Source organism: Shewanella sairae (assembly GCF_023283535.1).
Classification (GTDB): Bacteria; Pseudomonadota; Gammaproteobacteria; order Enterobacterales; family Shewanellaceae; genus Shewanella; species Shewanella sairae.
Window position 1 is genome coordinate 109,882 of the sequence record NZ_JAKILT010000009.1, and the last position, 12,162, is coordinate 122,043.

A 12,162-nucleotide genomic window follows, 5' to 3' on the forward strand; every position below is an offset into this window, starting at 1 on the left:
AAAAATGCGGTTATAGCTTTAGCTACAACCGCATTTTTTGCTCTAATTCAAGAGTAATACTTCGAGTTAACTCGCTTGTTTAGTTGCTAATGCACTCTTTACTTGAGGTAATGAAGTCCCACCTAAAGCTTCACGCTTAGCTAAACAAGACTCGATCGTTAGACAATCATATACATCTGCTTCAATCACAGGACTAAATGCTTGTAACTCTTCTAGGGTTAAATCTTCTAGCGGTGTTTGCTTGGCAATCGCGCTTACAACCGCTTCACCTACAACATGATGCGCTTCTCTAAACGGCATACCTTTAGCCACTAAGTAATCCGCTAATTCGGTTGAATTGGCATAACCTTGCTTTGCTGCGCTAAGAGTCTTTTCGCGATTCACTTTTAAGCCACTCAATACTAACGCTGCCATCTCTAAGCAAATTGACCAGCTGTCCATTACATCAAACAAGCCTTCTTTGTCTTCTTGCATATCTTTATTGTAAGCAAGTGGCAACGCCTTCATGGTGGTTAAGATCCCCATTAAGCTGCCATATACACGGCCTGTTTTACCTCTAATCAACTCTAATGCATCTGGGTTTTTCTTTTGTGGCATCAGTGAAGAGCCTGAAGTCACTTCATCATCAAGATCGATAAAGCCTGCTTCACCACTGTTAAAGAAGATCAGATCTTCAGCCATACGGCTTAAATGCATCATACTGATAGAAGCATCACTACAGATCTCAATCACATGATCTCTATCAGACACTGTATCTAAACTGTTTAAGGTTGGTGATGCAAAACCTAGCGATTGTGCCAGCTTCACTCTATCCATTGGATACGCAGTGCCAGCTAATGCCCCGGTACCCAGTGGACAAGTATCAGCGCGCTTTAAGGCATCCTGTAAACGGCTTATGTCTCGCTCAAACATCTCAACATACGCTAAGCACCAATGACCAAATACGACGGGCTGCGCTCTTTGCAAATGTGTATAGCCCGGCATAACCGCATCTAACTCACGCTCAGCTAAGTCAATTAATGCCGTCCTTAACTTTGTGAGCAACCCAAGTAACTGACCACCTTCTTTTTTACACCAAAGCTTAAGATCCGTAGCAACCTGATCGTTACGCGAACGCCCGGTATGCAGCTTCTTGCCTAAGTCACCGACTTTAGCGATAAGCGACTGCTCTACAAAGCTATGAATATCTTCTGCACCCGAGGCAATAATCAACTGCGGATTATCTATGGTTTCACCCAGCAACTCATTAAGTGCTTTATGTAATTCACTGCACTCTTGTTCGGTAAGAATACCCACCTGAGTAATAGCACTCGCCCAAGCGATTGAGCCAATAATATCTTGCTCAATAAGGCGGAAGTCTACCGGTAATGAGTCGTTAAAAAGTTTAAACAGTGCGCTGCTTTCTTGGCTAAATCTGCCGCCCCATAATGCCATTTTGACTTCCTCTACAATCTAATAAGGCGGTATTAACCGCCTTTAACGCTATGCTTTTAAAGCGCTAACTGCTTAGTATTAGCGCTCACTAACTTTTATTGGATTTCTACTTACTTTTGCTGGTGCAATGCTCTGATCCGGCTTGAAAGCGAATACAGACGAATAAAGCCTTCGGCATCTTTTTGGTTATACACATCATCGGCACCGAAAGTGGCAAACTCTTCTGAGTACAAGCTATTTGGTGAACGTTTTTTCACTACGCTAGCATGGCCCTTATATAGCTTAACCACCACTTCGCCATTAACTAAATCTGCTAGTGGCTTTGATGCGCCTAATAGTGATTCACATAGCGGCGTAAACCAACGACCGTCATAAACTAGATGCGCCATCTGCGCGCCCACTTGCTCACGCCATTCACGGCTAGTCTTATCAAGTACTAACTCTTCTATCGCCCGCAATGCTGCAAACATTACCGTGCCACCAGGGGTCTCGTAACAACCACGTGACTTCATGCCAACGAGTCTGTTTTCTGTAATATCGATTCTGCCCACACCGTGAGCACCGGCTACTTCGTTCAATACCATCAGCGCTTTATAAGGGCTAAATGCTTCGCCATTAACTTTGGTGACTTTGCCTTGCTCTAACTCAAGTGATACATACTCTGGTTGATTAGGCGCATCTTCTGGTGCAACAGTCATGGTCCAAACACCTTTTGAAGGCTCGTTCCATGGATCTTCTAACTCGCCGCCTTCATGAGAAATATGCCATGCGTTAGCGTCGCGGCTATAGATCTTAGTCGCCGAAGCCGAAGTAGCAATATTACGCTCAGCTAGGTAATCAAGTAGATCTTCACGACTCACCATTTCCCACTCACGCCATGGTGCAATCACTTTTAGATCCGGCGCTAGCGCGGCAAAGCAGCCCTCGAAACGCACTTGATCATTACCTTTACCAGTACAACCATGACAAACTGCATCTGCACCCACTTTACGTGCGACCTCTACCTGAGCTTTAGCAATAATTGGACGCGCCATTGAAGTACCCAGTAAGTAAGTACCTTCGTAAATAGCACCTGTCGCTATGGTTGGGTAAATATAATCGGCCACCAGCTCTTCTTTTAGGTCAACGATATAGCATTCAGATGCACCCGATGCGATGGCTTTTTCATATAGCCCTTCTAACTCGGCTTCACCCTGACCCACGTCGGCACAAAATGCCACGATCTCGCAGTTGTTATAAGTTTCTTTTAACCAAGGAATAATCGCTGAGGTATCTAAACCACCTGAATACGCCAATACGACTTTTTTGATATCTGCCTGAGCATTTAATACTGCATTTTGATTAGACATTTTATTTTCCTACTACTGATTTGTACTCAATTCGCTAGCGCCAATTGACGGTTGTTTTTATAAAATTATTAACTTAACAGCGTTACCAATACCGCATTTTGTGCATGCATACGGTTTTCAGCCTGATGCAAAATAAGTGAGCCTTCACCGTCAACAATCTCTGCTGTCACTTCCACTTCACGATAAGCGGGTAAACAGTGCATAAAGTGTTTAGCACCCGCTTTTTGCATCAACTCAGCATTGACTTGATAAGGTTTAAATTTAGCTTCAACTTCTTCCATCGATGCGCTATCGCCCATAGAAATCCAGGTATCGGTATAAATCGCATCGTGATCTTCAATCGCTGCAATATCAGAACTTAAAATCAGCTTACCGCCATGCTTTGCCGCCAGCTCTTGCGCTTCACACACTACCTTGCCATCAGGAAAGTGACCCGGAGGACAAATAACCGTAAGTTGAGCCCCTAAAATTGCTGCGCCAAACATCAATGAATGAGTGACATTGTTGCCATCGCCTACATAGGCAAGCTTTACCTTGCTAACGTCGCCGTATTGTTCGGTTAACGTCAGAAAATCAGCCAAGCCTTGGCACGGGTGATAAAGATCCGATAGTGCATTAATCACAGGCACTGTGCCGTGTTCAGCAAGCTCTTCAATGGTTGAATGCAAAAAAGTTCGCGCCACAATCGCATCGGCCCAACATGAGATATTGGCCGCAAAATCAGATACAGGTTCACGTTTACCGAGTGCGCCATTTTGCTGATCTAGATATAAGCAGTGGCCACCTAGCTTGTTAATACCAATATCAAAGCTCACTCGGGTTCTTAGCGATGGCTTTTCAAATAGCATCACCACGCTCTTACCGTCTAATGCATTTCTATACTCGGCAGGGTTAGCTTTAATCGTTTGTGCCAGTGCCAATAGGTCAAGTAACGCTTGCTGGCTAAGATCTTTAATCGATAGTAAATGTTGCATAAAATAGCTCCGCTATTACTGATTTTGTGGTTGGATCTGGGTGCCAACGGTTTCACCTTGGCATAATGCGATTAATTGTTGTGCCTGCCGCCAAGAGGCAATCTGTACGGCTTGTCCCATGGATTCAGCAACGTCTAACGCAGCTTCTACTTTGACTTTCATGCCTTTCTCAATGACACCAATTTTGGTTAACTCATTAACTTGTGACCGGTTTAAGCTACTAATTAACTGCCCTTTACCATCAAGTACACCTGATACATCCGATAACAACACCAGAGAGCCAGATACCAATTGCGTCAATGCGGTAGCTGCTTGATCAGCATTAACGTTAAGCAATTCACCTTGGTCGCTAATAGCAATTGAGCTGATGATAGGCATCCAGCCTTTTGATAAAACAAAATTAAGGTAGCTAGCATCATTTGGGGTAACTTCGCCCACCAGCCCTAACTGCGGGTCTTTAACCCTTGCAGTCATCATGTCCGCGTCACCAAGGCTCATACCCAAGCAAGTAATACCGGCTTTTATTGCAGCGGCTTGCAGTACTTTGTTTGAAGTGCCGGCCAGCGCACCAACAACAATAGGTATATGCTGCTCAGGCGTGACCCTTAAACCATCGAGCTTTTCCGACTCCATACCATTCGCTTTTAGCTGTTCATCAACCAAACAACCGCCACCATGAACCATAATCAGTGGTTGGCCTTGGCTAATAATGGTTGCAGCAGCCTCCATTAAACGTGCCATGCCCATTTCGCATTGTAATAATGCGCCACCAACCTTAAGGATCATCACAGGCTTAACTTGAGCGCTTACTCCGTGAGTTTCAGTCATATGCTTTTCCACCTTACTGCTCAGCTAGCACATCAAAATGAATCTTTATGCATTGCATTGCTTGACTTGCAGCCCCTTTCATTAAGTTATCTATCGCGCTCGCAACAACGAGATACCCTGTTGCTTCATCAAACTTCCAGCCTAAATGGCAATTCGCGGTTTGTACCACATCGTCTACCTTAGGAAATTGATTGTGTTTTACAGTGACCAGCTCGGCAGAGTCGTAATATTGGAAGGCTTTAGCCACATCATCAGTGCTTGTTCCAGACTTGAGCTTGGCAGTAATAGTGGCAAGAATACCGCGTTTAAAATTACCTAAATGAGGGGTAAAAATCACCTCTTGGCCTAACTGAGTCGCTATTTCAGGTTGGTGTCTATGCCCAAGCACACCGTAAGGTGTCAAACTCACTTCGCAAAAACTGGTATGAAGCTGCGCTTTTCTACCTGCTCCAGTGACACCACTCACCGCATTTATCACCGGGAAAACATCAGTTAGCAGATGTGCAATAGGCTTTAGTGCAGTCAATGAAGCTGTTGGATAGCAACCTGGTACCGCAATCAGTTTACTCTTGCCAATTTGCTCACAATTCCACTCAGCTAAACCATAAACAGCATCAGCCAGCACTTCAGGGTATTCATGAGTAAAACCATACCACTTAGGGTATTGCGCCACATCGCTAAACCGGTACGCACCACTCAAATCAAACACCGCGACGCCCTGCTGATAAAACCAAGCAGCCAGATGTAAACTCACGGCATGATCGGTCGCGAGAACAACCGCATCAGCCGTAGCAACTATAGTGTGCTTTGCATCTTCAGTAAGAGGATTTAGACATAACGAAATATGGCTATATGTAGGGTAAAGCTCAGATAGAGGCTTACCTTTATCTAGGCTGTTTTCAGAAACATAAAGACCTTGAATTGATAAATTCGCTTCGGCATTTATAAGAGAAGTAATCTGTGCGCCTGTGTATCCACTAGCGCCAATAATGGCTATATTTTTCATAGTCTATGACTTTAAAACCTTAATCTTGAAATTAGATGACACAACGAAAAAAAAGAATGGGCACAACTTAAGCCCTGGCTGAACACCATTAATGACAAGACTATCGTCGCAGGAATTGGGTATAAATAACCTTAACTACTATAAATTGAACCAGATTGAACATAATTACTCTCATTAAACAGACCATTGAATTGTGGTAGTTGCCTTAGCTGTTTGATAGACTAACACGAGAAATTATTTATGCAATATATTTGAATATATATTTAGGTATTTTTAATGAAAAAACTTCTACAAATTAAAAACAGTTTTAGCCAACTGATTGCAGCACCGTCGATTAGTGCGCTTGAAGCTGATCAAGATATGAGTAATAAAGCGGTCATAGAACTACTGCATACTTGGTTCTCAGATCTCGGTATGCAATGCCAATCCGTTCCTGTTGCCAATACACGTAATAAACACAACTTAGTCGCATCATTCGGTCAAGGTAAGGGAGGGTTACTTTTAGCAGGTCATACCGACACAGTGCCTTTTGATGAGGGGCGTTGGAGCCAAGATCCTTTTCTCTTAACTGAAAAAGATAATCGTTGGTACGGCTTAGGCACTTGTGACATGAAAGGTTTTTTCGCGTTAGTGTTAGCAGCATTACAAGAGCTACCTATGGACAAATTTAAGCGTCCGTTGCATATCTTGGCCAGCGCCGATGAAGAAACCACCATGAATGGCGCTAAAGCATTTGCCGCTGCGAAGTCGATTGCACCGGACTATGCAATTATTGGTGAGCCCACCAGCTTAAAACCGGTATATATGCATAAAGGTCACTTTACTCAAGGCATCCGAGTTACTGGCCGCAGTGGTCACTCGTCTGATCCAGCCAAAGGCCTTAATGCCATCGAGGTCATGCATAAAGTCACTGGGCAACTGCTAAAACTAAAACAACACTTAGCTGATAACTATCGTGAAGAGGCTTTTAGTGTCCCCTACCCAACGATGAACTTTGGCCATATTCATGGCGGTGACGCCGCGAATAGAATTTGTGGTTGCTGCGATTTACATATCGATCTGCGACCGATACCAAGCTTACCCTTAGCGGATTTAGAGCTACTGGTAGCCAATTACTTAGCGCCTATTTGCAGTGAGTATCCAGGAGCTATTCAGGTGGCGCCTTTATACCCAGGCTCAGAGCCTTTTGCAGATAACAAAGACGGCAGCTGGACCAAGCTGGTAGCTGAGCTGAGCGACAGTCAGCCTGAAGTCGTTAACTACGCAACCGAAGCTCCCTATATTAGCCAGCTAGGTTGCCAAACCTTGGTACTCGGTCCCGGCAGTATCGAGCAGGCACACCAACCTGATGAATATTTAGATCTTAGCTATATTGCGCGCACAAAAGATCTATTAAAAAACCTGATTTATCACGCCTGTATAAAATAAATCGTTATTTCTCGGCGCTTTATAGGCTAAATTGAATACTCTCTACAAGATTGATATTCAAAAAGTGGTATAAAGCCTATTCAAGCCGGATATTTTAATCTCGGCCATTGCCTAGCGTAACGCCGCTAGGTATTGTGATCGATTAGCTTACCGATATGGAGCACGTATGGTAGACATGTATGCCTCGCTAAGGTCTAACGTTGGAACCTTAGGGCAGATTTTAGGTGACACAATCCGCACCGATCTTGATGACTCGTTCCTAGAAAAAATTGAACAGATCCGTCATCTTGCAAAAAGCTCACGCCAAGGCGATGACGCGTCTCGTACAGAGATGCTGACTTTGCTTTCTTCTTTAAGCGATGATGAGCTAGTTCCTTTTGCTAAAGCGTTTAACCAATTTTTAAATCTTGCGAATATCGCTGAGCAATTCCATACCATTAGCCGTAATTGTGACGAGCTAGTTTGTGTACCCGACCCTGTAGAACAACTATTGGGGCGTATGCTCGGTGGAAACATCGACCAAGAGAAAGTACTCGCTTGTCTTAAGACGCTCGATATTGATCTAGTATTAACGGCGCACCCGACTGAGATCTCTCGTCGTACCTTAATTCAAAAATACTCAGCTGTAATCGACTCATTAACTGCACTCGAAAACACTCAGCTTACCGAGCAAGAGAAAAAACAGCATCATTTGCGTTTGCGTCAGCTTATTGCGCAAATCTGGCATACCAATGAAATCCGTAACGAGCGCCCAACTCCTGTTGATGAAGCGCGCTGGGGCTTAAGCACAATTGAAGCCTCTTTATGGCAAGCAGTTCCTGACTTTCTACGTCAACTCAACCAGCAGGTTGAAGAGCGCACCAATACCCAGTTACCTATCGATATCGCCCCAGTGAGATTCTCAAGTTGGATGGGCGGCGATCGTGACGGCAATCCATTTGTCACGTCAACAGTAACCCAAGAAGTGCTTGATCGAAACCGTCACACTGCAGCGCGCCTTTATCTAAAAGATGTTGTGCTATTGGTGAATGAGTTATCAATGGAAGGCGCTAATGACGAGTTGTTGGCCTATACCAATAATAGCTGTGAACCATACCGCGATGTACTTAGAGATCTGCGCAAAAAGCTTAGAACAACCATCGATTACCTCAATGAAAAACTTGAAGGACATCAGCCGGACGTAAATCCAAAAGAGATTATTTGGCATGAAAGCGATCTAAAAGATCCGCTAATGATGCTTTATAAGAGCTTATGCGACCAAGGCATGAGCTTAATTGCTAATGGCTTACTGCTCGATATGCTACGCCGTATTGCTTGTTTCGGTATTCATATGCTGAGACTCGATGTACGCCAAGATGCACAACGTCACGCCGATGTTATTGCCGAGCTGACACGCTACTTAGGTATGGGCGATTACGCTCACTGGGATGAAAGCGAGAAGCAGTCATTCTTGCTGCGTGAGCTTTCTAGCAAGCGTCCGTTGATTCCAGCAAATTGGCAAGCCTCTGCTGAAGTTGAGGAAGTAGTGAAAACCTGCCGATTAGTCGCCAACCAACCAGCACGCGCAATGGGCTCGTATGTTATTTCTATGGCGAGTCAGCCATCAGATGTATTAGCAGTATTGCTATTACTAAAAGAAACTGGCTGCCCACACCCAATTCGTGTAGTGCCTTTATTTGAGACCTTAGATGACTTAAATAATGCATCAGCCTGTATGTCTACATTATTTGCTATCGACTGGTACCGTGGCTATACCAAAGGCACACAAGAAGTCATGATCGGCTACTCTGATTCAGCTAAAGATGCTGGTGTTATGGCGGCTGCATGGGCGCAATATACAGCGCAAGAAAAGCTGGTCGCGATTAGCCAAGAAGCCAATATCAAACTAACATTATTCCATGGTCGCGGCGGCACAATTGGTCGAGGCGGTGGACCTGCTCACCAAGCGATTTTATCTCAGCCTCCTGGCTCAGTTGATGGTCGTATTCGTGTGACAGAGCAAGGCGAGATGATACGCTTCAAGTTTGGCTTACCAAAATTGGCTGTACAGAGTCTTGCGCTATATACCTCTGCAGTAATGGAAGCCACCTTGCTGCCTCCACCAGAGCCTAAGCCTGAATGGCGTGAATGCATGGAGCGCCTCGCTAGCGATTCAGTGCAAGCTTACCGTGCTATGGTGCGTGAGGAGCCTGATTTTGTATCTTACTTCCGTGCAGCAACACCAGAGGTTGAGCTGGGCAAGCTCCCCCTCGGTAGCCGCCCAGCAAAGCGTCGTGTAGATGGCGGCATTGAAAGCCTACGCGCGATCCCATGGATCTTTGCTTGGTCGCAAAACCGCTTAATGCTACCTGCTTGGCTAGGCGCTGGTGAAGCACTAAAAGCTGCGACGGAAAGAGGCGAACTGTCATTGCTACAAGAGATGGAAAAACAGTGGCCGTTCTTCACCACACGTATTTCTATGTTAGAAATGGTCTATGCTAAAGCAGAACCTAACTTATCTAAATTTTACGAAACCAGCTTAGTGCCGACAGAACTACATCACTTAGGTGTTCAACTTAGAGAGCGATTAGCTACCGGAGTTACCGCGGTATTAGAGCTGACTCAAGCAGAAAGCCTAATGGCTCATACTCCATGGAATCGTGAATCAGTTGAGTTAAGAAACCCATATATTGATCCTTTAAACTTCCTACAAGCAGAATTACTTGCAAGAACACGCCGAGAGGAGCAATCTTCTCAGAATGTTGAGTTAGCGCTAATGCTAACGATTGCAGGTGTTGCTGCAGGAATGAGAAATACAGGTTAAATGAAGTTATTAAAAGTTGCGCTTGCTAGCGCCATACTGCTATTGACTGGCTGTGTCAGTCAATACAGCATTACAGAAAAAGAGCTAGAAGGTTACCTCAATAACGAAATGCATTTTGAGGTAAAACAAGGCAATCAAATCTTTGGTATAGATTTACGCGTCAATGATATAAAAGTTACCTTAGGTGATAAGCCCGATACTATGGGCGTATCAGCTGTAACCTTAGTCAGAGTGCGTAATCCTATGTTGCCAATTAATGCCGATCTCGTCACCCAGTTTGAAGCAGAGCCTTGGTATGATGCAACGAATCACAGCGTGTACTTGCGAAACCTGCAATTAGTAAAGGTCGAATCAACACCAAAAGATATCGAAAAAGCTATTGGCTCTATCGCACCACAACTAATGGGCTTTTTAACTCAATTTCTCGAGACACAACCTGTATATGTTGTTGACATGAAAGAGTCTAAACAAGCACTAGTCGCCGATATGACCAAGAGAATTGAAGTCAAACCTGGTAAGTTAGTTTTAGTATTTGACGAATAATGTCTATAAATAGGCCTTAATTCTAAAAAGCAGGATCTAATGATCCTGCTTTTTATTATCTGTAAAACTTGCTATTGCCGTATTACTTTTTAAAGCGACCTATCGATTCATAGTCAACAATAACCGCCTCACCTAATAGTTCACGTCGCAACATATCAAATGCTACAGCGGTACTTAAGCTACGTACTAAGTCCCTAGAGCGTCTAGGCAATTTAATCATCTGACTGTAAACCGCACCTTTTGTCGCTAATGCAATTGCGACCGTTCCAACAGGCTTATCCTCTGTACCGCCAGTAGGACCAGCAATGCCGCTAGTCGCTAAAGCAAAATCACTATCGAGTATCGCTCTTGCGCCTTTGGCCATCTCTTCTACAGTAGCAATAGAAACAGCCCCATGATCATCCAAGGTTTCTGGCTTAACGCCTAGTACCTTCACTTTAGACTCATTACTGTAGGTCACTAAGCCATGATGCAAATAAGATGAACTTCCAGAGAAATCGATGAGTTGGCTCGCTATCATGCCACCAGTGCATGACTCAGCAACACTTAAACTTAATCCAGCACTGAGCATCAATTCATGGATTTCAGCAGCTAAACTCACTTTCTCATCAGCAACGATTGCATTACCAAGTAAAAAGCGGATTTGTGCTTCAATTTTATCGAGTTGCGAAATAGCTAAGTAGCCACGGGCAAACAGCTTAATTTCTATATGTGGCATCGAGCTGCGATAGCCAATAGTCATCCCTTTAGGTAACTCGATTTTTTCTAGCTCATCAGCTAATGAAGATTCACCTCGACCAAGGGTTAAATACTTTCGCAATGACACATCGCCATCGATATCGAAATGCTGCTTAACAAAAGAAATAAACTGCTCTTTGACCATTTGCTTGAACTCAAATGGCACGCCAGGTGTAAAGAAAAGCCAAGCACGATTGAGCTTAACTGCAAAACCACAAGCGGTACCGACTGGGTTATCAATCATGATTGCCGACTCAGGTAATAAAGCCTGCTTAAGATTACTTACAGCCATCACTCGCCCATTACGGGCAAACCAAGCTTCTAAGCGCTCTTTCCATTCCCTATTCTCTATTAACGACTCACCTTTAGCTAATGCCATCGCCTCTGAAGAGAGATCGTCACTCGTCGGCCCTAGGCCACCATTAACTAATATGATATCAGCTTCGTTACTGCGCTCTTGAAATACCGCAACGAGATCTTCTAAACGATCTCCAACAGTGACACGTCGCTGACATTCAATCCCTTGTTCCATCATTGTACTAGCAAACCAAGCCGCATTAGTGTCAACTATTTGCCCAGCTAACACCTCTTCGCCAGTACAAATCATTTCAAGTTTCATTAGATCATCCTTAACTGATGTCGCAATTTAAAATTCAAAGCGTTTTGATGCTGCTAAAATATGCAAGCTCAGAGACAATAGCAATAACCAATTATGATTAATACCAATCACTCACATCAAACCGACGCTACGTAATGAAGAAAAAGATAAAAGCAGCGAGCGCACGCTGCCTAAAATCGATTTTAACAGCTTAAAAATGCGTAAATAAAGAGAGCCGGTGTCTAGCAAAGGGAGGGAGCATTCGATATAGACAAAGCTTTGCCTATAAATAGCACGATATTTAATAAATGACAGACGTAAAAAAACCCGCTACATCGTAGCGGGCTTTCTCGCTTCTCTTTCGAGAATAATTTGGCGCCTGGAAATGACCTACTCTCACATGGGGAGACCCCACACTACCATCGGCGATATTGCGTTTCACTTCTGAGTTCGGAATGGAT

9 protein-coding genes and 1 rRNA gene are annotated in these 12,162 nt (G+C 44.1%); 3 read left to right on the top strand and 7 right to left on the bottom strand.

Going from position 1 to position 12,162, the window contains the following annotated elements; translation table 11 throughout:
* Positions 1-66: 66 nt before the first annotated feature.
* The 5 genes from argH to argC all read right to left on the bottom strand — a co-directional run bounded on the left by argH (position 67) and on the right by argC (position 5,591).
* Positions 67-1,434, bottom strand: coding sequence for an argininosuccinate lyase (gene argH / locus L2748_RS05725; protein WP_220778493.1), 1,368 nt, complete (start codon positions 1,432-1,434; stop codon positions 67-69).
* A gap of 110 nt (positions 1,435-1,544) precedes the next feature.
* Positions 1,545-2,783, bottom strand: a complete 1,239-nt coding sequence (locus tag L2748_RS05730) for an argininosuccinate synthase (protein ID WP_220778497.1) — start codon at positions 2,781-2,783, stop codon at positions 1,545-1,547.
* 68 nt (positions 2,784-2,851) lie between these two features.
* Positions 2,852-3,757 (bottom strand): ornithine carbamoyltransferase, encoded by a 906-nt coding sequence (locus tag L2748_RS05735; protein ID WP_220778500.1) that lies wholly within the window; start codon positions 3,755-3,757, stop codon positions 2,852-2,854.
* A 15-nt stretch (positions 3,758-3,772) separates the two neighbouring features.
* Positions 3,773-4,585 (bottom strand): acetylglutamate kinase, encoded by an 813-nt coding sequence (gene argB / locus L2748_RS05740; protein ID WP_220778501.1) that lies wholly within the window; start codon positions 4,583-4,585, stop codon positions 3,773-3,775.
* Positions 4,586-4,598: 13 nt separating this feature from the next.
* Positions 4,599-5,591 (bottom strand): N-acetyl-gamma-glutamyl-phosphate reductase, encoded by a 993-nt coding sequence (argC, locus tag L2748_RS05745; protein WP_220778502.1) that lies wholly within the window; start codon positions 5,589-5,591, stop codon positions 4,599-4,601.
* Positions 5,592-5,867: 276 nt separating this feature from the next.
* Between argC and argE the strand changes: the two genes are divergently transcribed.
* From argE to L2748_RS05760, 3 genes are all read left to right on the top strand, one after another.
* Positions 5,868-7,019, top strand: coding sequence for an acetylornithine deacetylase (argE, locus tag L2748_RS05750; RefSeq protein WP_220778503.1), 1,152 nt, complete (start codon positions 5,868-5,870; stop codon positions 7,017-7,019).
* A gap of 166 nt (positions 7,020-7,185) precedes the next feature.
* Positions 7,186-9,822, top strand: a complete 2,637-nt coding sequence (gene ppc / locus L2748_RS05755) for a phosphoenolpyruvate carboxylase (RefSeq protein ID WP_220778507.1) — start codon at positions 7,186-7,188, stop codon at positions 9,820-9,822.
* The gene (locus L2748_RS05760) at positions 9,823-10,365 is read left to right on the top strand and encodes a YceB family lipoprotein (RefSeq protein WP_220778508.1); all 543 of its coding nucleotides are present in this window, start codon (positions 9,823-9,825) and stop codon (positions 10,363-10,365) included.
* A gap of 82 nt (positions 10,366-10,447) precedes the next feature.
* Here L2748_RS05760 and L2748_RS05765 read toward each other — a convergent pair whose 3' ends face one another.
* Positions 10,448-11,722, bottom strand: coding sequence for a CinA family nicotinamide mononucleotide deamidase-related protein (locus L2748_RS05765; protein ID WP_220778510.1), 1,275 nt, complete (start codon positions 11,720-11,722; stop codon positions 10,448-10,450).
* Between the two features lie 356 nt (positions 11,723-12,078).
* Positions 12,079-12,162: ribosomal RNA gene (gene rrf, locus L2748_RS24700) — 5S ribosomal RNA — on the bottom strand; the annotation flags it as partial.